Source organism: Stutzerimonas sp. LR2 (genome assembly GCF_055755175.1).
Map to the genome: position 1 here is coordinate 520,635 of NZ_JBVTRR010000001.1, position 18,456 is coordinate 539,090.

The window sequence follows — 18,456 nt, forward strand, 5'->3', positions numbered from 1 at the left end:
TGAGATTGGCGGTCATAGTGGCATGACTTCTTCGACAAAGGGCAAGCGGCCCATGCGCCTTCGACTCGCACTGGCTCTGCTGACCGGGGCATTGCTGGCCAATGGCGCCCAGGCCGAGAGCAACGACATGCAGATCCTGATCGGCAGCTACACGCATGACAGCGACAGCCCCGGCGTGCTGCGCCTGCGCTTCGACCCCTCGCAGGGACGGCTCGAGCCGGAGCCGCTGCAGGCGCTGACGAGCCACAACCCCTCCTGGCTGGTGCTGGACGAGCGACGCGGGCGGCTCTATGCCACCCATGAGAACGGCCCGGCCCATGCCGATCCGGTCGGTCGCGTCGGCGCCTGGCAGCGCGACGCCAAGGGCGACTACCAGCCCATCGGCCAGGCCATCAGCCTCGGCGATGAGCCCACCCACGCCAGCCTGAGCGCCGATGGCCGCTACCTGTTCGTCAGCAACTATGGCTCGCGACCCAACCCCGGCGGCAGCCTGGCGGTGCTGCCGCTGGACGAGGATGGCCGCCCCTTGCCGGTCACGCAGATCGCTGCGCATCAGGCCAGCGGCGTGCACCCCGAACGCCAGGCATCGCCTCACGTGCATTCGGCGGTGCCCAGCCCGGACGGCACGCGCCTTCTGGTCAGCGACCTGGGCGCCGACCGGGTGTTCGTCTACCGCTACGACCCGAGCCATGCCGAACGCCCGCTGCGGCCGGATGAGCCAGCCAGCATCGAGCTGCCCGCGGGTGGCGGCCCGCGCCATCTGGTGTTCCATCCCAATGGCAAACACGCCTACCTCGCCCTCGAACTGAGCGCCCAGGTGGCTGGCTTCGATTACACCAATGGCACCTTGACCCGCCGGCAACTGCTGGACCTCAAAGAGTCCGATAGCGAAGTGCGTCATTCACCCGGCGCGATCCACACCTCGGCCGATGGCCGCTTTCTCTATGTCAGCGACCGCGGCGACTACAACCACATCATCGTCTTCGCCATCGAGGCCGACGGCACGCTGCGCGAAATCCAGCGCCGCCCGAGCGAAGGCCGCGAACCGCGGGAGTTCGCCATCACGCCGGACGGTCGCTTCATGCTGATAGCCAATCAGCTTAGCGATGCGCTGGTGGTGATCCGCCGCGACCCGGAGAGCGGGAAGCTCGGCGAGACGTTGCAGACCCTGGCGGTCGGGCGGCCGTCGGATATCAAGCTGCTCACGCCGAACTGATCCGCGACGTTTCAGGACAGCAGGCTGACCACCGCGAAGCGGCTGATGTTGGCCTGTGCCACCACCGTCTGGGTGACCGCGGCGTAGCTGGAGGGGCTGCGCTGCATCAGGTTGAACACCGAATGGGAAAAATCCTTGGCCCACTGCTGCTCGTCGACATCGGCCTGCTGCGCGAGAAATTCGCGTATCTCGCGCTGGCGCTGACCGAGCTGCTCGCGCAGCGCGCCGACCTTCTCCAGCGCAGCCACAACGGTGTCGAGCATGCGCCGCAGTTCGCGCAGCGAGTCGAAGGCCGGTTCCTCGGGAAGCCTCAACAGCTGCTCTTCCTGGCTCGGCAGACGCTGAAAGCGGCCCTTGGCGAAAAGCTTGTCCTCACCCTGCACCGCCAGCTGATCCTTGAGCTGCTGCCAGTCGCTTTCGCGGGCAGAGAAGCGCAGCCGGCCGTTGTCGTCGAGTTCGGCGCGGATGCCGGATTGGCCCAGGCTACCGTTGAAACGACGCAGGATCTGCTCATCGCTCATGTCGTCGTCGAGCACCACCGCCACCGGCTCGGCCAGCTGGCGGCCACCGCTGAACAGCAACGTCTCGCGGCCGGACTGGCGGATGGCTTCGAGGGAATCGAGCCCCTGTAGGCTGAAGCGGCTGCGCACCGGCTCGCTCAGGCGCAGCTTCAGCGTCGCGTCCAGGGAGTTGGCCGAGCGCTTGCTGCGTTCGCGCAACAGCTGTTCCACGTCCTGCATGGCGTGGCGAATGGCATCCGCGCCGGAACTGGAGGTGGGCGAACTGATTTCGCGGCTGAGGCTCAGCTTGAGCTGGGAAAGACGGCCGTGCAGGTCGTTCAGATAGCTTTCTGCCGACTGCATTGATGACAGTTGCTGGTTGAGCTGCAGGCTGAAGCTGGTGCTCTTCTTGTTGACGGCCTCGGCATGCCCGCCCTCTCCTGCCAGCGGCGCGCGCCGCGTGATGGCCGGGGCGTCCGACGGTAGCGGCTGGCGACGCTCCTGGGGATTGATCGCGGAGACAGCCGGCAGCTGCTTGCCAATCTTCATCACGCTTCCTCGCCTCAGAGCATGCCGAACAGGGTCAGGCCGTTGATTTTCAGATAAGTCTTCTGGGTGGCCTGCAGCGAGAGCTGGTAGTTGTTCAGGTCGATGCTGGCACCGGCGTAGTCCAGCCGCGACAGCTCGCCCTCGATCTTCTGGTTCACCAGCGAGACGTCCTCGTTGCTGCTGCTGAGCAGCGTCAGCGTGTTCTGCCGACCGCCAAGATCGGTGACCGCGCCGAGCAGCCTGCCGTGGGTGTCGTCCAGGCTGTCCATGGTCGCGGTGATCTGTGCGCGCACGGCCGGGTCGGTGGAATCCAGCGCCGGGTCCTTGAGTGTCTGTACCAGGCTGCGCAGCTCGTTGAGCACGCCGACGCCGGCGCCGAAGATCTGCGCCGCGGTGACGTTCTCCTCCACCAGCACGCCGTTGGCCACTGCGGCCTGGCGATGCTGGTCGTTGCCCTGCAGCACGTAGGCACCGCCGACCAGGGCGATTGCCGGCTGGTTGGAACGGGTGCCGGAGAACAGGTAACGACCTTCCTCGTCACGCACGTTGGCGAAGCTGAGCACGGTGTTTTCCAGCGACTCCAGCTCGTTGGCAATGGCCGACAGATCCTCGCCGGTGTTGCTGCCGTTGGCCGCCCACAGCAGCAGGTCGCGGATGCTCAGCATGCTGTCGGAGGCGGCTTTCAGATTGGCTTCCTGCTTGGACAGGTTGCCTGAGACGTTGGCGATGTTGGTGCGGTACTGCGTCAGGCTGGCTTCCTCACGCTGGATGCGCAGCACGCGGACCGCCGAGATCGGGTCGTCGGATGGCACCAGCATGCGCTGGCCGCTGGCCATCTGCTGCATCAGCTTGCCGAGCTTCTCGGAGCTGTTGTTCAGTGAGCCGTGCATCATGGCGGTGATCTGGGCGTTGGAAATGCGCATGGTGTCTTCTCGTCAGTCGGCTCAGAACATCGCCAGTACGGCGTTGAACAGGTCGTTGGAGGTGCTGATGACCTTCATGTTGGCCTGATAGGCCTGCTCGTAGGCCATCAGGTTCACCGCTTCCTCGTCCAGGTTCACCGCGCTGACGCTGTCGCGCTGGGCCTGGGCCTGCTCGGCGACGACGGTGGCGGCGGCAAGGTCGGCCTTGTTCTGCCGACTGGCACTGCCGACACGGCCGACGAGGCCGGCGTAGGCGTCGTTGAGCGGTACATCGCTACCGGCCACGTTGACCTTGGCCGACTTGAGTTCCAGCAGCGCCAGCAGGTTCTGGTTGTTGCCGACTTCGCCGGTGCCGCTCTGCCCGGCGGAGGAAAAGGCCAGCTGCTCCGGGGTCAGCGCGGTCACCGCGAGCATGCCGCTGGTGCTGCCAGGGGTGTGGACAAACAGCGGCTGGCCCGGATTGCCATTGAGGTCGAAGCCGCCGGCGAGGGTGTCGTTGACCATCTGTGCCAGGGCGGCGGCCATGTCGTGCAGGTCGGCCTGGGCCGGACGCAGCGCGCCATATTCCATGTCGTAGAGCGCGCCCAGCGAGCCGCCGAGGCCGTCCTGCACCAGCGGGAAGGTGGTCTTGGCGAACACCAGGGTCAGCTCCTGTTCGCCGGCCAGGTTCTGCTCGACCCGCAGCTGGCCGGCAGTGGTACCGGCCACCAGCGGCTGACCGTTGGCCAGGGACACAGTCAGCGTACCGTCGGCGACTTCCTGCACGCGGATACCGGCGTACTGGCTGAGGTCCTTGATCAGGTTCTCGCGGTAGTCGCGCAGGGTGGCGGTATCGCGCCCGGCCGACTCCATCTTGAGAATTTCCGCGTTCAGCTCGGCGATGTTGCCGGACAGCCCGTTGATCTCGGCGACCATCGCCACACGCTGGCCCTGCAGGGCGTTGAGCTGGGTGCCGATGTTGCCGTTCAGGCCGTTGAAGCGCTGCGCCAGCTGCTTGGCCTCGCCGATGATCTGCTGGCGCAGGCCGATGGATTCCGGCGTGGAGCTGGCCTCGCTGAGCGCGGCGAAGAAGTTGTCCAGGCCGACGCTGACGCTGGAGCCTTCGCTGTGGATCAAGCCTTCCAGCGCGGTCAGGTACTGCTGGCTGGTGCCGTAGTAGTTCTTGTCGGTGCTGGCGCGCCAGAGCTGCTGGTTCTGGAAATCGTTGGACAGCCGGCGGATGCTGCTGACCTGCACACCGCCGCCGATGCTGGTGGCGGTCTGGCCGCCGACCGAATGCATCTCCGGCGCCAGACGGCTGAAGCCGGGCGTGTTGACGTTGGCGATGTTCTGCCCGGTCGCGGTTAGGGCGATCTGCGAGGCGCGTACGCCGCTGTAGCCAATCTGACTCAAGACACTCACGACAGGGCTTCCTTCGAATCGATGCGGATCGGTTGGGCGAACGCCACGGAGAGATGGCGAGCGACAACCGGCTGTTGTCTATCCAAGGCGACAGCCAGGGGCGCCTCATTAAGCGCGACGGGCGCCGGCTGTTGCGCGCCGATGAGCTTGCCCTCCACGGCTGCGAGCAACTGACCCCGGGACAGGCGCTCGGCGGTGGCAATGCTCCCCTGCGCCGCCGGCGACCAGCCGGACGCCTGCACGGCGGTCTGCGGCTCGCGCGGCTGGCTGTTGGCCGCCTGCAAATCCTTGAGGATGTTGCGCGTGTAGTCGCGGGTTTCCTGGAAGGGGATCTTCTGGATCCAGCTGGCCGCATCGATCTCGCCGCGGCGCGGGTCGCCATGGTTCTTCAGCCACTCGTCGACCTTGCCGGGGCCGGCGTTGTACGCCGCCAGCGCCAGCGCCTGGTGACCGTCGTAGCGCTCGAGCATCTTGCTCAGGTAGGCGCTGCCCAGGCGCTTGTTGTACTCGGCATCGCTGGTCAGCCGCGCTTCGTCGAAGGGCAGACCAAGCTCGGCGGCCATGTCGCGTGCAGTGCCGGGCATCAGCTGCATCAGCCCGCGGGCACCCTGGGGCGAGACGGCGGCGATGTTGCCGCTGGACTCGTGTTTGATGACGCTGTCTACCAGTGCGCGAAAGCCCGCCTTGCCCGCCGCCCAGGCGCTGTCCAGCGCTTCGACGCCACGCTGCCAGGTGCCGCGCAGCGCATGCTGGCCGCCCTGCCCGACACTGGCCAGACCGAGCGCGGCAGGCGCCGGCGCCGTGCCGTCAAGGCCGCCGGAGAGCTGCTGCACCAGCATGTCGGCGATGCCGGTCTGGCGCTTGCCGGCCAGGGTTTCGGCCAGCACTTCGTCGTAGAAGTCGCGCATGGTGTCCAGCTCGCGGCTGCGCATCGGGTTGCCGGCTGACAGCACGTCGCCGGCCTTGCGCATCTGCTTGAGGATCTGCTGCAGGAACATGGCCTCGAACTGCTCGGAAACCATCTCCAGCTGCTGACGGCGCGCGGCGCTCGGACCATCGTGGCGCGCGCGCATGGCATTGAGGTGGTGCGGTAGGGAAACGATGCTCATGGGCGGCCTTACATCACGATCAGTTCGGCGTTCAGTGCGCCGGCGCGTTCCAGCGACTGGAGGATGCTCATCACGTCATCCGGGGTCGCGCCCAGACTGTTGATGGTGTTGATGATGCTTTCCAGGCTGGCGCCTTCCGGCCACTTGAACATGGCCTTGCGATCCTGTTCGACCGACACGTCCGATTGCGGCACCACGGCGGTCTGACCCTGGGAGAAGGGGCCGGGCTGGCTGACCTGGGGCCGCTCGCTGATGGTCACGGTGAGCGAGCCATGGGCCACCGCGGCGGCCTTCACGCGCACGCCCTCGCCGACCACCACGGTACCGGTGCGGCTGTTGAACACCACCTTCGGCCGCACACGACCTTCTTCCACATCCAGGCGTTCGAGCATGGCCATGAAGCTCATGCGCTGGGTGCTGGTGACCGGCGCACGAATCGAAACCTTGGTGGCATTGAGCGCAGTGGCGGTGCCCTTGCCGAAATAGCCATCGACCGCATCGACCACGCGGGTGACGGTCTGGAAGCTCGGTTGACGCACGTTGAGCATCACCTCCGGGCGCTCGGTGAAGTCGGTGGGAATCATCCGCTCCACCGTCGCGCCGTTGGGGATCAGCCCGCTGTTGGAGGTGTTGATCGCCACCTTGGAACCACTGGCACCCTCGGCATTCACCCCGCCGACTACCAGCGCGCCCTGGGCCACGGCATAGACCTCGCCGTCGACACCCTGCAGCGGAGTCATCAGCAGCTGGCCGCCGCGCAGGCTCTTGGCGTCGCCCAGCGAGGACACGGTGACATCGACGCTCTGCCCCGGACTGTAGGACGGCGGCACCGTGGCGGTAACCGTCACTGCAGCGACGTTCTTCAGCTTCGGGTCGACGTTCGGCGGCAGGTTGATGCCGAACTGCTTGATCATGTTGGCCACCGAGTGGCTGGTGAACTTCACCTGGTTCTTGTCACCGGTGCCATCGAGGCCGACCACCAGGCCATAACCGATCAGCTGGTTGCCGCGGATGCCCTCGATATCCACCAGATCCATCAGCGGCACGGCCTGCGCCGGCAGTTGCCAGCACAGCGCGACGGCGGCGAGAAACAGCTTCACACGCATCGGAAAAACTTCCACTTAGAGGGGGAACAGCGGGTGGGCGAAGAAGCGCGTCAGCCAGCCGGCTGAGTTGCTGTCGTTGAGCACGCCGCGGCCGGCGTAGGAGATGCGTGCGTTGGCGACGTTCTGCGACGACACCTGGTTGAAGCGGTTGATGTCGTCCATGCGCACCAGGCCGGCGAGGCGGATGTACTCGTCGCCCTGGTTCAGCCGCAGCGCCTTCTCGCCCTTGACCAGCAGCGTGCCGTTGGGCAACACGCGGTGCACGGTGACGGCGATCGAGCCGCGCAGGGTGTTCTGCTGCGAACTCTTGGCCGAGCCGCTGAAGTCGCGCTCCGCCGAAGCCGCGGTTTCGACGTCCGGGTAGGTCTTGCCGAGCACGGTGGGCACGCCGACGCCGATGCTGGACTGCTTGCCGAAGCTGGTGCCGGCGCTCTTGCTTGACTGGGTCGATTCGTCCAGCACGATGGTGAGGATGTCGCCGACCCGCACCGCGCGCTTGTCGCTCACCAGCGAGCCGCCGTAGCCGGAGCGGAACAGGCCGCCGCCGGTGGTCGGCGGCAGGCTGTAGTCGAGCTCCAGCGGCTCGTACTCGCTGGAATCCTCGTCCGGCAGCAGCTCGTCGAAACTGGCGCAGCCGCCGAGCAGCAGAAAGGCGAACAGGAGGGCGATCGGCTTCATCGGCATCACACGGTCTGATTGAGGAACTGCTGCATGCCGCTGGCGGCATCGAGAACCTTGGCGTTGGCCTCGTAAGCGCGCTGGATGGCGATCATCGCCACCATGGCTTCCACCACCTGCACGTTGGAGCCTTCCAGCACGCCCTGCTTGAGCTGGCCGAGGCCTTCCTCGCCCGGCACGCCTTCCACCGGCTCGCCGCTGGCGACGGTTTCGCGGTACAGGTTGCCGCCCAGCGCTTCCAGTCCGCCGGGGTTGGTGAAGTTGACCAGGGTGATCTGCCCCAGCTCGGACGGCAGGGTGTCGCCGGCCAGCACGGCGGTGACGATGCCGTCGCTGCCGACGGTGAAGCCGGTGCTGCCTTCGGGCACTTCGATGGCGGGATTCAGCGGCAGGCCCTGGGCGTTGACCATCATGCCTTCGGCGTTGAGCTGGAACTGGCCGTTCTCGGTGTAGAAGATATCGCCGTTGGGCGCCTCGACCTGGAAGAAGCCGCGGCCGACGATGGCCAGATCCATCGGCTGGCCAGTGGTCTGGATGCTGCCCTCGGTGAACACCTTCTGCGTGCCGGCGACGCGCACGCCGCTGCCCAGCTGGATGCCGGACGGCACGGTGTTGATCTCGTCGGCCTGGGCACCCGGCTGCTTCTCGATGACGTAGAACAGGTCCTCGAAGACCGCGCGGTCGCTCTTGAAGCCGTTGGTGTTGACGTTGGCCAGGTTGTTGGCGACGGTCGCCATGGCCTTGTCCTGAGCGGCCAGGCCGGTCTTGCTGACCCAAAGTGCAGAATTCATGCGTTTTCTCCCGATCAGCTGCCGCGGATCATTCGGTTGCCGGCGTCGGAAAGGTCCTCGGCGGCTTTCATCATCTTCACCTGGGTTTCGAACAGGCGGTTCAGGCTCATGGTCGAGGCCAGCTCGTCGATCGCCGAGACGTTGCTCGACTCGAGAAAGCCGCTGGCCAGCCGCACGTCCTCGCTGGGCTGCGCCGGCTCGCCGTCGCGGGTCACCAGCAGGCCGGCCTGGTTCTTCATCAGATTGGCCGCCGGCACGTCCACCAGACGGATGCGATCGACCTCGGCCATCATCCAGTCGCCGGGGGCCATGATCGACACGGCGCCGTCATTGCCGATCTCCATGCGGTCGTACTCGGGCAGGACGATGGGGCCACCCTCGCCGAGGACCGCACGACCGTTGAGCGTCAGGCGCCCTTCGGCGTCCACCTGCATACTGCCCTGGCGGGTGTAGGCCTCGCCCTCGCCGTCTTCCAGCACGATCAGGCCGTTGCCCTTGACTGCGAAGTCCAGCTCGCGACCGGTGGCCACCATCGGTCCGGCAGCCAGGCTGACGCCGTTGTTCTCGATCAGCGCCATGTGCCGGCTGTCGTAACCGTAGCCTTCCACCGCCACGGCCTGGGCGCGTTCGAGGTCGGCGCGAAAGCCGGGGGTGTTGACGTTGGCCAGGTTGTTCGAGCGCACCTGCAGCGACATCATCGTGCGGCTGGCGGCCGTCATCGCGGTGTATCCCAAGCGATCCATGGGTCAGCCTCAGATTGCGTTGAACAGGACCTGGGTCAGTTCCTTGTTGGTGGAAATGACCTGGGTGTTGGCCTGGTAGTTACGCTGGCCTTCCATCAGGCCTACCAGCTGCTGCGTGAGGTCGACGTTGGAGCTCTCCAGCGCGCCGGAAGCCAGGGTGCCGTACTGGCCGACGCCCGGGGCGCCAAGCATCGCCGCGCCGGAGGCAGCGGTTTCGGTCCAGGCAGTACCGCTGATGTTCTTCAGGCCTTCGGCGTTGACGAAGCTGGCCAGCACCACCTGCCCCTGGAGCATGCGTTCGCCGTTGGAGTAGGTGGCGTAGACCTTGCCGTCCTTCTCCACGCTCATGCCGGTCTGCTCGCCAGCTGCGTAGCCGGTGGCACGGTTGTTGGTGACGCTGAATTCGGAGCCGTACTGGCTGGTGCCGCTGTAGTCGAGCTGGATGGCCAGGGGTGCCACGCCACCGGTCAGCGGAGCGGCCAGGGCGACGCTGCCGATCGGCGCGGCGAGCACGCCGGCGCTGTCGAAGGTGAGTGCCTGCGGCGCACCAGCGAGGGCGGTACCGTCGACGTAGTAGTGCGCATTCCAGCTGTTGTCGCCGGTCTTGACGAAGTACTGGGTCAGGGTGTGTTCCTTGCCCTGGGAGTCGTACAGCTTGGTGGTGTAGGTGGAGTTGTAGCTGTCCGCCGCCAGCGGGTCGAAGGCCACGGTCGGGACTTCCTGATTGGCGTCCAGGTTGGCGACGAAGCTCAGCGCATCGGTGGCGCGGGCCGGGATGCCGCCGGAACGCAACTGCAGGTCACCGACGGTACCGGTCTGCAGGTTGCCGGTGGCGTCGGCCGGATAGCCCTGCAGGCGCTGGCCGAGGCTGTTGGTGATGTAGCTGTCCTTGTCGGTGCCGAAGATGCCGGCACGGGTGTAGCCGACGTCACCGTTGCTGGCGCGGGTGACGAAGAAGCCGCCGCCGGAAATGGCCAGGTCCAGAGTGCGGTTGGTCGAGGTCAGCGCGCCGCCCTGGCTGATGCTCTGGGTGGTGCCGATCACTTCCACGCCCATGGCCTGGGTTTCGGCATACAGGCTGCCGAAATTGGTGCGCGAGGACTTGAACCCCACGGTGCCGGAGTTGGCGATGTTGTTGCCGATGGTGTTGAGTTGCTCGTTGACGGCGGACAGGCCGGTCAGGGCGATATTGAAGCTCATGGTTGCGTCTCGACTCTGCTGGATGGAGGCTCAGTGGCTGGCTGCAGCGCTCAGGCGCGGCCGGCACCGAACTCGAGAATGTTGTAGAACGGCACCGAGCCGACGCCGTCGATCTGCAGCACCGGGCCTTCGGCGCTGACGCGCACGTTGCCGACCAGACCGGCGACTTCCACCTGCGGGTACTCGCCGTTGTCCGATTCGATCGCCACGCTGTACTGGCCGGCCGGCAGGCCGAGGCGCTGCGGGTCGATGTCGAACGGCACCTGGCCGGGCGCACGGGCGCCGAGCTCAATGGTGGTCTTCAGGCCGTTGGAATCGGTCAGTACCACGGCCGTGCGGTTGGAGGCGTGGGCCAGGGTGAACTGCCCCTGCAGCGGCTGCTTGCCCAGCTGCAGGCTGTCCACCGCCACCCGCACCTGCTGGCCGACCAGGCCGGCGGCGGTCAGCGTCTGCAGGTTGTCCATCAGTACCAGGTTGTTCTGCGCCAGGCTGGTCATGTTCTCCATGCTCTTGACCTGGGACATCGCCGAGAACTGGTTGAGGAACTCGGTGCTGTCGACCGGCTTGGTCGGGTCCTGATACTTGATCTGCGCGACCATCAGGCTGATGAAGTTGTTCTCCATCGTGGTGGCGTCGCTGACATTCACGGCGCGCTTGACCTGATCGATGCTGTTGCCGGCCAGGCTGGCGTCCAGCGCGGAATTGACGCTACTCATCAGACTTCTCCCAGGCGCAGCAGGCTCTGCTGCATGCTCTTGACGCGGTTGAGCACCTCGACACCGGTCTCGAAGCTGCGGGTGGCCGACATCATGTCGGTCATCTCCTCGATCTCGTTGATGTCGGGGTAGTAGACGTAGCCCTCGCCGTCGGCCAGCGGATTGCCCGGCTCGTAGCGGCGCTTGGGTTCGGCCCCGGAGGTGACCACGTCGAGCACCTGCACATGGGCGCCGCCCAGACCGACGCCGCGGGTCAGCGAGTTGTTTTCGTACACCGCGGCGAACATCGGTTTGCGCGCCTGGTAGACGTCCGCCGGGTTGGCCGCCGCCGAGTCGGTGTTGGCCAGGTTGCTGGCCACGGTGTTCAGCCGCACGGTTTGCGCGTTCATCGACGAACCGGCGATGCGGTAGATGGAATCGAATGACATCAGCGGCCCTCGATGGCCTGCTTCAGGCCACGGAATTTCATGGTCAGGAAGGTCAGGCTGGTCTGGAAATCCATGGAGTTGCGCGAGAACTGGGCCTGCTCGACCGACAGCTCGACGGTGTTGCCGTCCTGCGAAGCCTGGGTCGGTACGCGATAGAGCATGCGCGGATCGCTGCGGGCGATGCTCAGGCGCGACGAGGCGCCATCGTCCAGGCGCTGCATCTCGGCGCCGAAGTCGATGTCGCGGGCCTGGAAGCCCGGGGTGTCTTCGTTGGCCAGATTCGCCGCGAGGATCTCGCTGCGCTGCATGCGCAAACCCAGCGCGCGTTCGTGAACGCCGATTGCGTCTTCAATCCGTATACTCATTCGCCGCTACCCTTGAAGCATGAGTCAACCGTCGCTCGCTTTTGCAGCATTCATGCCGGCCCGCCAAAACAAAGGCAATGCATTGATTTCGTTAGACAAAATCGAAACGGAACGACACCGTTTCCGCGCTCTGCTTCCGCATCCGGGACGCCGTGAAGGCGGAAGCGGAAAACCCGCTTCCGCTTGGTCGATCGCGCTGTTGCTGATGCTGGCGGGACCGGCCGTGGCGCAAGACGGCACCGACCGCCAGATACACCAGGCCGTGGAGCATCACCTGAACGCGGCGCTGCAACGCGAAGCCAGGCGCCAGGGTTGGCAGGGCGCGCGCCTGAGACACGACACCAGCCTGCCAGCCAGTGCCGCGCGGCTGCCCCGCTGTGATCAGCCGCTGCAGGTTCGCGATGCCGGGGGCGCCCCGTCGCTGCTGGAGCGGCAACGGTTGACGGTCAGCTGCCCGCAGAGTGACGGCTGGACGCTGGAGGTCACCAGCCAGCCCAGCGTGTGGCTACCGGCCGTGCATGCCCAGGGCATCATCGAACGCGGGCAGACGCTCGGACGCGACGACCTCAGGCTCGAGCCGATCAATATCGGCAAGGCCCAGCGCGGCTATTTTCATCGCCTGGAGGAGGTGCAGGGCATGGCCGCGAAACGACGCATCCGCGCCGGGCAGACCCTTACCCCGTCGCTGCTGGCGCAGCCCTTGGCAGTCAGGCGCGGGCAGCCGGTGAAGATCGTCGCCAGCCACGACGGCATCGAAGCCTCCACCAACGGCGAAGCACTGGGCGACGGGCAGCCGGGCGAAGTGATCCGCGTGCGCAACGTGCGCAGCGGCAAGGTGATCGATGCCAAGGTGGTGGAGGAAGGTGTGGTGACCAGTACGTTCTAAACAGACGGCTGGCTACAAATGGGACGCGGAGAATCAGTAGGTAATGGTCTAAAAAATTTTGGCGCCAGGATTTAATCCTTCTTCGCGGGCTGTCGCCTTACCCCTTCAGCAGGCAGTCAAGCCAGCTCCTACAGCCCATTTAGCACGAAGGAATCCACCATGGCCCTGTCCATTCATACCAATTACTCCTCGCTGGTTACCCAGACCAACCTGAGCAAGACCAACAACGCCCTGGGCACCAACCAGCAGCGCCTGGGCACCGGCCTGCGCATCAACAGCGCCGCCGACGACGCCGCCGGTCTGCAGATCGCCACCCGCCTGAATGCCCAGAGCCGTGGCATGGGCGTTGCCATGCGCAACACCAACGATGCCGTTTCGCTGCTGCAGACCGCCGAAGGCGCGTTCAACGAAATGACCGACATCCTGCAGCGCATGAAGGACCTGGCGACTCAGGGCGCCAACGGCACCAACAGCGCAGATGATCTCGAAGCGCTGCAGGCCGAATACGACCAGCTGGGCGTCGAAATCGCCAACATCATGGACAACACCTCCTACGCTGGCGAAGCCCTGTTCAGCAAAGACAACAGCGCAGGCAAATTCGCCGCCGCCGTGACTTTCCAGATCGGTGCCACTGCCGCAGAAACGCTGACAATGGATCTGACTGCCGCTGGTTCGGACGCAGTCCAGACCCTGACCGACGCTCTGGACGGGATTTCCACAACCTACACAGCTGGCGATGCCGCTACCGCGGGCACCGAAATTACCGGCGCAGCCAACGCTACTATCGATCTGGTCAGCACTGCCCTTGACGCCATCGGCAGCCTGCGCTCCCAGTTCGGCGCCACCATCAACCGCCTGAACCACACCGCCAACAACCTGGCCAACATGAAGGACAACACCGAGATGGCAAAGGGTCGCATCATGGATGCCGACTTCGCCTCGGAAAGCGCCAACATGACCAAGAACAGCATGCTGATGCAGTCCGGCATCTCCATGCTCAAGCAAGCCGGCCAGATGCCAAGCATGGTCATGGGCCTGCTGGGCTGATGATCCTCGGTCGGCCAGCCCTGGCCGACCGCTCGCTACAACCAAAAACGCCCCGACTCGGCCGGGGCGTTTTTGTTTCTGCGGAACCACCGTCGACCGTCTATCCGACCAATGGCCAGACGCCGCGCAGAGCAACGTCCACGCCCGCTCATCTTGCTCCGAAGCCAGCAATGGCGCGCCCTGTAACGCCCCCTTCCCGACCGACAAGTCACACAATCTGCGCGGTGATGTCACATAGCCATCATGCATGACAGCTATAACCCTGATTAGTTCCCTTGTAAGTTCAAAAAAACGGCGCCAATATATTGCCGACCAGTTCACGGTAAACCTTTGTTCCAGATCACAGACATTTCTGATCGCTTTTCAGGGCACCATGATTTCATCTCTGACCACCAAGGCCACCGATGGCACCGCATGTCCGCTCCTGAAGTGCGGGCGGGACGGCCGCGTGGCGCGCTTCGACCGCTCGCTCTACCAGCTCATGCTGATCAGTGGCGAGGACGTGGAAAAGGTCGATCTCGGCTTTTCCGGTAGCCGGGTTCTGGAGCGGCTGCTGCAGACGCCCGGCGAGGTGGTTTCGCGCGAAGAGCTGCTGCGCCACGCGTGGGAAGACCGCGTGGTCGGCCAGGGCAGCCTGAACCAGCAGATCTACACCCTGCGCCAGCTGCTGTCCGACAGCTCCAGCCAGATCATCCAGACCCTGCCGCGGCGGGGTTACCTGTTCAATCCGAACCACCTGCTCGAAGCCAGCGAGACAGCGCCGGTACAGCCGAGTGCTGCCGCCGCGCAGCCGGCGACGATCATCGAACCACATGTGCCCGCGGCCGCGGCGATTCCACGTCCGTCGCCCTGGCTCGCACCGACCGTGCTCGGCACTGCGGTGGCGCTGCTGCTGGCGGTGGTCGCCCTCGGCTATCGCTTCATGCATGCGCCCAAGGGTTCGCTGACCCACAGTCACTCCATCGGCCAGCTCGAAGTGCTCTACGTGGAGAAAAGCCAGCAGATGCTCGAACGCATGATGCAGGAGACCCGCCTGCTGGTTTCCAGTATCGCCGGCCTGAATACCCACCCGAGTCGGCTGATCGTCAACATGTCGCCTGGCTTCTACGAGCTGCGCTGTCTGCGCGGGGACGGCCAGGTGAACTGGCTGAAGATCCATCGCAGCCAGGTGAACAGCATTTCGAATGAAACACTGCAAGGATGTCTGCGATGACTGTGCATTCCGAGAGCGGCGCCGCAAGCAAGCGTCTGCTGCGAGTAATGGTACCGACGGCCATGGCACTCTGGGCGCTGGTCGCCATGGGCACCACCAATTACAGCGCCAGCCTGGACGGCCGCTACGCCTCCACCGGTCAGATCCTGCTCAGCAACGGGCAGCTGGCGCCGGTCAGTCAGAGCCTGGTGTTCAGCGACGGCCGCTTCTACTCGATGACGCGTAACAGCAATGCCATCGTCGAAGCCTCCGGCCGGGTAGAAACCGATTTTCTCGGCCGCTCGCGGTTGATCGTCGAGGAAGGCGAGATCAGCGGCCTGGCAGCCGCCAGCGAACTCGACGACGAACTGATCTTCAACCTGTTCTACGGCAAGCACAAAGGCGCGCGGATCACGCTCGAACAGGTGGGCGCGTGTCTGTACGGCGTGGAAACACAGCAGGTGTATTGCGCCGACCACCTGGTGGCGCAGCGCTGAGCAGGCGCACCGGCTGCCCGCTCGGGGCAGCCGGCGCCGGATGCGCTCAGCTCCCGGCTCCGCCCTGGCCGCTGTACTGCGCGCCACTCTCCGAGAAACGCACCTTGCCGTAGCTGTCGCCGAACAGCTCCTTGTACAGCGACTCCGCCGAATCGGTCAGCAGCAGAATCTCCACCCGCCGGTTGGCGCCGTCTTCCGGCGCCTCGGGGCGCAGCGGCATCACGTCCGCCTGAGCTGTCACCTGCAGCACCGAGCGTCCCGGCAGGCCGGCATCCACCAGCACGTTACGCGCCCGCAGGGCGCGGTCACCGGACAGGTTCCAGTTGTCGTACCCCGACTGCAGGCGATAGGGCGTGGCGTCGGTATGCCCGCTGATGATCAGCTTGTTCTCGACCTTGCTCAGCACCCCGGCGAGCACGGCGAGCAGCTTGGCGAAGTGCGGGTTGAGTACGGCGCTGCCACGCTGGAACATGAAGCGCTGCTGGTCGTCCTTGATCAGGATGCGCAGACCCTGAGGCACCACATCCACCTCCAGGTTGGCCAGTGCATCGACCTGCCCGGCGACCTCCTGCATCAGTGCCGCCAGCGCCTGCAGCTCGGCGGTCGAGGCATAGCGGCGAGTGCCATCCGCGGGCGTTTCGCCTTCACCGCGAGCCGTCTCCTCGCGCGGGCGCTGGGGCTCGTCCGGTGCCGGGCGCAGCGGTACGCCGTCCAGCTCCAGCGGTGAAGTACTGGTGCCATCGAAAATGCCGGCACCGCCATCGACCAGCGGATTGCTTTCCTGCTCGCCGAAGGCCGGGTTGGTCAGGTTCATCTGCGGCTGGATGATCCACAGCACCATGAACAGCGCCATCATGGCCAGGGTGAAGTCGGCGAAAGCCACCTTCCAGGCGCCGCCGTGCTCGTCGCCGTGGCCTTTCTTGGTCCGGCGGCGAACGATGACCTCGCGCTCGCCGGCCTTGCCCTTGTCTCGGCTCTTCATGCCGCGTCCCTTTCTTCCTCGTACTGGTTGACCCAGACCTCGAGTTGACGGAAGGCCGGCTTGACGTCCTGCTCGATCAGCTTGCGTCCGGCGTCGACCGCCAGCAGCGTCGGTTTGCCTGCCAGATGCGCGACCAGCGTGGTGCGCACGCATTCAAGGGCCGACAGCTCGGTCTTGACCCGCTGGCCCATGGCGTTGGAGAGCGGCTCCATCAGGCAGTAGCAGAAGAAGATGCCGAGAAAGGTACCCACCAGCGCGGCGGCCACGTGGGCGCCGATCTCGGCGACGCTGCCACCGATGCTGCCCATGGTGATGATGATGCCCATGATCGCCGCGAGGATGCCGAAGCCCGGCATCGCCTCACCGATCTTGAACAGCGAGCGCGACGGCTGCATCAGCGCATGTTCCATCGCCTCAAGCTCCTGCTCGAGGAAGCCCTCGAGCTCGTGGGCGGTGATCTTGCCCATGGCCATCAGGCGGAAGTTGTCGGCGATGAAGGCCATCAGGTTCTTTTCCTGCAGGATCAGCGGGTAGCGCACGAACAGGTCGCTCTGCTCCGGTTCTTCGATGTGCGAATCGAGCACCTTGAGGCCACCCACATCGACCATTTCCAGCAGCTCGTAGAGCAGCATCAGCAACTGGCGCTGAAACTCCTCGCCGCGACGCTGGTAGGCGAACACTCCCTTGATCTGGTGCAGCATCTCGATCAGCACTTCCTTGGGGTTGCCGACCACCAGGCTGCCCAGGGCGGCGCCGAGGATGATCACCACTTCCGCTGGCTGCCAGAGCACCCGCATGTCGCCGTTGGCCATAGCGTAGCCACCCAGGACGCAACCGATGATGATGAACGCACCTAATACTTTCTGCATGACGTTACTGACTTCTCTCGGTTAAAGGACCGACTGGCGCTTCGCCGCAACTGCGGACGACGCGTCGGCGGATCCCAGAAAGCGACAGGCCTTGCCGATCGCCTGCTTACTCAACTGACAGACCCTGGCGTCGCTGACTTCCAGCACCAGGGCGATTTCCTTGAGGCTCAACTCGTGCTGGTAATACAGCGTCAGCACCAGCCGCTCACGCTCGTCCAGCCGGCTCAACGCCTGCTCCAGCAAACGCTCCTTGAGCAGCCGCTCCTCGAACAGCTCGGCCGCATCGGGAAAGTGCTCGTGGCCGCTCTGCAGCAACTCGTCGAGGCTCTCGATGGCCTCCGACGAATCGGCCCAGAGGAAGGCCTGGTAATCCTTTTCATCCAGCCCGGTGAATGCCTTGATCTCCTCGTCGCTCGGCGTGTGGCCGAGCTGGCGGGTGAGCTCGCGGATCGCGTCGCGCACCTTGTGCGCCTGCTGCCGGACCTGGCGTGGCCGCCAGTCCTGGCGGCGCAGCTCATCGAGAATGGCGCCGCGGATGCGCAGCGCGGCGAAGCGGCCGAACTGCTCGTCCGGCTCGCCGTACCGACGCAGGCCTTCGAGCAGCCCGATCATGCCGATCTGCTCCATGTCTTCGCGGTCGAGCACCTGATTCGCCTGCAACGACAGCTGGCGCACGATGCGCTTGACCAGCGGCAGATACTGCATCAGCCAGCGCTGCTCGGCGCCCGGCGCGAACAGCGCATGGCCGGCCGGGCTGGCGGCGTAGTAGTCGACGGAACAGGTGGCGTTCATGGCGCGGGCCTTTATTGAACGATCATCTTGTTGACCAGCACGTGGTGGAACGGCACCACCGCCTTCTTGCTGGCGAAGTCGGCGAACAGCGCCTCTTCCAGGCGCGTCTGCAGCTCGCCGATGGGCATCGCCCGCAGGTCGGCAAACTCCAGCCCGGAGAGGTAGCTGACCACCGAGTTGCGCACCAGCGGTTCGATCTGCTCGAAATTCTTCGGCTCGTCCGAAGCCTCGGCCTGCAGCGCGAGGTCGAGCACGAAGTAACGTTCGCGGCCGTCGCCCCGCAGGCTGACGATGACCTTGCTCACTGGGTAGAACTGGTATTCCACCGGCTCGATGGTTTCGGCCACCACTTCACCGCCAGGCATGCCCGGCTTGAGCAGCCAGTAGGCGGCACCGACGCCACCGGCCACGGTGACGACATTGAGCAGCAGCATCAGAAGAACGAGACGAGGCGTCGACATAACCA

Annotated in this window: 21 protein-coding genes; 5 read left to right on the forward strand and 16 right to left on the reverse strand. The window is 65.3% G+C overall.

The window, feature by feature from the left end:
- Positions 1 to 52 precede the first annotated feature (52 nt).
- Positions 53 to 1,216, forward strand: coding sequence for a lactonase family protein (locus tag ACVRRC_RS02385; protein WP_472996584.1), 1,164 nt, complete (start codon positions 53 to 55; stop codon positions 1,214 to 1,216).
- Positions 1,217 to 1,227: 11 nt separating this feature from the next.
- Here ACVRRC_RS02385 and ACVRRC_RS02390 read toward each other — a convergent pair whose 3' ends face one another.
- Genes ACVRRC_RS02390 through flgB form a run of 12 tightly spaced genes read right to left on the reverse strand, consistent with a single transcriptional unit; the run spans position 1,228 to position 11,725 of the window.
- Positions 1,228 to 2,265: a hypothetical protein gene (locus ACVRRC_RS02390; RefSeq protein WP_048328189.1), complete on the reverse strand. Its 1,038-nt coding sequence runs from the start codon at positions 2,263 to 2,265 to the stop codon at positions 1,228 to 1,230.
- 14 nt (positions 2,266 to 2,279) lie between these two features.
- Positions 2,280 to 3,188 (reverse strand): flagellar hook-associated protein FlgL, encoded by a 909-nt coding sequence (gene flgL / locus ACVRRC_RS02395; protein WP_048328187.1) that lies wholly within the window; start codon positions 3,186 to 3,188, stop codon positions 2,280 to 2,282.
- A gap of 21 nt (positions 3,189 to 3,209) precedes the next feature.
- On the reverse strand, positions 3,210 to 4,589 hold the full coding sequence (gene flgK / locus ACVRRC_RS02400; RefSeq protein WP_045158124.1) for a flagellar hook-associated protein FlgK: 1,380 nt from the start codon (positions 4,587 to 4,589) through the stop codon (positions 3,210 to 3,212).
- Entirely contained in the window at positions 4,586 to 5,698 is a 1,113-nt protein-coding gene (locus tag ACVRRC_RS02405; protein ID WP_472996585.1) for a lytic transglycosylase domain-containing protein, read from the reverse strand. The genes flgK and ACVRRC_RS02405 overlap by 4 nt, the downstream gene beginning before the upstream one ends.
- Before the next feature lie 8 nt (positions 5,699 to 5,706).
- The gene (locus ACVRRC_RS02410) at positions 5,707 to 6,804 is read right to left on the reverse strand and encodes a flagellar basal body P-ring protein FlgI (protein ID WP_068506044.1); all 1,098 of its coding nucleotides are present in this window, start codon (positions 6,802 to 6,804) and stop codon (positions 5,707 to 5,709) included.
- 15 nt (positions 6,805 to 6,819) lie between these two features.
- Positions 6,820 to 7,488 (reverse strand): flagellar basal body L-ring protein FlgH, encoded by a 669-nt coding sequence (gene flgH / locus ACVRRC_RS02415; RefSeq protein WP_014595447.1) that lies wholly within the window; start codon positions 7,486 to 7,488, stop codon positions 6,820 to 6,822.
- The gene (gene flgG, locus ACVRRC_RS02420) at positions 7,488 to 8,273 is read right to left on the reverse strand and encodes a flagellar basal-body rod protein FlgG (RefSeq protein ID WP_014595446.1); all 786 of its coding nucleotides are present in this window, start codon (positions 8,271 to 8,273) and stop codon (positions 7,488 to 7,490) included. The genes flgH and flgG overlap by 1 nt, the downstream gene beginning before the upstream one ends.
- 14 nt (positions 8,274 to 8,287) lie before the next feature.
- Positions 8,288 to 9,016 carry a flagellar basal body rod protein FlgF gene (locus tag ACVRRC_RS02425; RefSeq protein WP_472996586.1) on the reverse strand — a complete coding sequence of 243 codons (729 nt, stop codon included), beginning with the start codon at positions 9,014 to 9,016 and terminating at the stop codon, positions 8,288 to 8,290.
- A 9-nt stretch (positions 9,017 to 9,025) separates the two neighbouring features.
- Positions 9,026 to 10,216 carry a flagellar hook protein FlgE gene (gene flgE / locus ACVRRC_RS02430; RefSeq protein ID WP_045158127.1) on the reverse strand — a complete coding sequence of 397 codons (1,191 nt, stop codon included), beginning with the start codon at positions 10,214 to 10,216 and terminating at the stop codon, positions 9,026 to 9,028.
- A gap of 50 nt (positions 10,217 to 10,266) precedes the next feature.
- Complete coding sequence (locus ACVRRC_RS02435; protein ID WP_017245909.1) at positions 10,267 to 10,932, reverse strand: flagellar hook capping FlgD N-terminal domain-containing protein; 666 nt, start codon at positions 10,930 to 10,932, stop codon at positions 10,267 to 10,269.
- Entirely contained in the window at positions 10,932 to 11,360 is a 429-nt protein-coding gene (gene flgC, locus ACVRRC_RS02440) for a flagellar basal body rod protein FlgC (protein ID WP_014595442.1), read from the reverse strand. The genes ACVRRC_RS02435 and flgC overlap by 1 nt, the downstream gene beginning before the upstream one ends.
- A complete protein-coding gene (gene flgB, locus ACVRRC_RS02445) occupies positions 11,360 to 11,725 on the reverse strand; it encodes a flagellar basal body rod protein FlgB (protein WP_472996587.1) in 366 nt (121 codons plus the stop codon). The genes flgC and flgB overlap by 1 nt, the downstream gene beginning before the upstream one ends.
- Positions 11,726 to 11,807: 82 nt before the next feature.
- On the opposite strand from flgB, the gene flgA reads away from it, so the two are divergent.
- The 4 genes from flgA (at position 11,808) to ACVRRC_RS02465 (ending at position 15,347) form a co-directional block, all read left to right on the forward strand.
- Positions 11,808 to 12,611, forward strand: coding sequence for a flagellar basal body P-ring formation chaperone FlgA (flgA, locus tag ACVRRC_RS02450; protein WP_472996588.1), 804 nt, complete (start codon positions 11,808 to 11,810; stop codon positions 12,609 to 12,611).
- Between the two features lie 159 nt (positions 12,612 to 12,770).
- Positions 12,771 to 13,658, forward strand: a complete 888-nt coding sequence (gene lafA / locus ACVRRC_RS02455) for a lateral flagellin LafA (protein WP_019407404.1) — start codon at positions 12,771 to 12,773, stop codon at positions 13,656 to 13,658.
- 373 nt (positions 13,659 to 14,031) lie between these two features.
- Entirely contained in the window at positions 14,032 to 14,871 is an 840-nt protein-coding gene (locus tag ACVRRC_RS02460) for a winged helix-turn-helix domain-containing protein (RefSeq protein ID WP_045158128.1), read from the forward strand.
- Positions 14,868 to 15,347 carry a hypothetical protein gene (locus ACVRRC_RS02465; protein WP_017245904.1) on the forward strand — a complete coding sequence of 160 codons (480 nt, stop codon included), beginning with the start codon at positions 14,868 to 14,870 and terminating at the stop codon, positions 15,345 to 15,347. The genes ACVRRC_RS02460 and ACVRRC_RS02465 overlap by 4 nt, the downstream gene beginning before the upstream one ends.
- Positions 15,348 to 15,393: 46 nt before the next feature.
- Here the strand turns inward: ACVRRC_RS02465 and ACVRRC_RS02470 are convergent, their stop codons facing one another.
- The 4 genes from ACVRRC_RS02470 to ACVRRC_RS02485 are packed head-to-tail and all read right to left on the reverse strand — an operon-like array spanning position 15,394 to position 18,451.
- Positions 15,394 to 16,329, reverse strand: coding sequence for an OmpA family protein (locus ACVRRC_RS02470; RefSeq protein WP_014595436.1), 936 nt, complete (start codon positions 16,327 to 16,329; stop codon positions 15,394 to 15,396).
- Entirely contained in the window at positions 16,326 to 17,198 is an 873-nt protein-coding gene (motA, locus tag ACVRRC_RS02475) for a flagellar motor stator protein MotA (RefSeq protein ID WP_014595435.1), read from the reverse strand. Before motA ends, ACVRRC_RS02470 begins: the two co-directional genes overlap by 4 nt.
- 21 nt (positions 17,199 to 17,219) lie before the next feature.
- Entirely contained in the window at positions 17,220 to 17,990 is a 771-nt protein-coding gene (locus tag ACVRRC_RS02480; RefSeq protein WP_472996589.1) for a FliA/WhiG family RNA polymerase sigma factor, read from the reverse strand.
- Between the two features lie 11 nt (positions 17,991 to 18,001).
- On the reverse strand, positions 18,002 to 18,451 hold the full coding sequence (locus ACVRRC_RS02485; protein WP_017245902.1) for a flagellar basal body-associated FliL family protein: 450 nt from the start codon (positions 18,449 to 18,451) through the stop codon (positions 18,002 to 18,004).
- Positions 18,452 to 18,456: the final 5 nt, after the last annotated feature.

Bases quoted from the DNA above. Each gene is read 5' to 3' on its own strand.
- ACVRRC_RS02385 (WP_472996584.1), top strand. From the start codon at position 53: ATGCGCCTTCGACTCGCACTGGCTCTGCTGACCGGGGCATTGCTGGCC.
- ACVRRC_RS02390 (WP_048328189.1), bottom strand. From the start codon at position 2,265: ATGAAGATTGGCAAGCAGCTGCCGGCTGTCTCCGCGATCAATCCCCAG.
- flgL (WP_048328187.1), bottom strand. From the start codon at position 3,188: ATGCGCATTTCCAACGCCCAGATCACCGCCATGATGCACGGCTCACTG.
- ACVRRC_RS02405 (WP_472996585.1), bottom strand. From the start codon at position 5,698: ATGAGCATCGTTTCCCTACCGCACCACCTCAATGCCATGCGCGCGCGC.
- ACVRRC_RS02410 (WP_068506044.1), bottom strand. From the start codon at position 6,804: ATGCGTGTGAAGCTGTTTCTCGCCGCCGTCGCGCTGTGCTGGCAACTG.
- flgH (WP_014595447.1), bottom strand. From the start codon at position 7,488: ATGCCGATGAAGCCGATCGCCCTCCTGTTCGCCTTTCTGCTGCTCGGC.
- flgG (WP_014595446.1), bottom strand. From the start codon at position 8,273: ATGAATTCTGCACTTTGGGTCAGCAAGACCGGCCTGGCCGCTCAGGAC.
- ACVRRC_RS02425 (WP_472996586.1), bottom strand. From the start codon at position 9,016: ATGGATCGCTTGGGATACACCGCGATGACGGCCGCCAGCCGCACGATG.
- flgE (WP_045158127.1), bottom strand. From the start codon at position 10,216: ATGAGCTTCAATATCGCCCTGACCGGCCTGTCCGCCGTCAACGAGCAA.
- ACVRRC_RS02435 (WP_017245909.1), bottom strand. From the start codon at position 10,932: ATGAGTAGCGTCAATTCCGCGCTGGACGCCAGCCTGGCCGGCAACAGC.
- flgC (WP_014595442.1), bottom strand. From the start codon at position 11,360: ATGTCATTCGATTCCATCTACCGCATCGCCGGTTCGTCGATGAACGCG.
- flgB (WP_472996587.1), bottom strand. From the start codon at position 11,725: ATGAGTATACGGATTGAAGACGCAATCGGCGTTCACGAACGCGCGCTG.
- lafA (WP_019407404.1), top strand. From the start codon at position 12,771: ATGGCCCTGTCCATTCATACCAATTACTCCTCGCTGGTTACCCAGACC.
- ACVRRC_RS02460 (WP_045158128.1), top strand. From the start codon at position 14,032: ATGATTTCATCTCTGACCACCAAGGCCACCGATGGCACCGCATGTCCG.
- ACVRRC_RS02465 (WP_017245904.1), top strand. From the start codon at position 14,868: ATGACTGTGCATTCCGAGAGCGGCGCCGCAAGCAAGCGTCTGCTGCGA.
- ACVRRC_RS02470 (WP_014595436.1), bottom strand. From the start codon at position 16,329: ATGAAGAGCCGAGACAAGGGCAAGGCCGGCGAGCGCGAGGTCATCGTT.
- motA (WP_014595435.1), bottom strand. From the start codon at position 17,198: ATGCAGAAAGTATTAGGTGCGTTCATCATCATCGGTTGCGTCCTGGGT.
- ACVRRC_RS02480 (WP_472996589.1), bottom strand. From the start codon at position 17,990: ATGAACGCCACCTGTTCCGTCGACTACTACGCCGCCAGCCCGGCCGGC.
- ACVRRC_RS02485 (WP_017245902.1), bottom strand. From the start codon at position 18,451: ATGTCGACGCCTCGTCTCGTTCTTCTGATGCTGCTGCTCAATGTCGTC.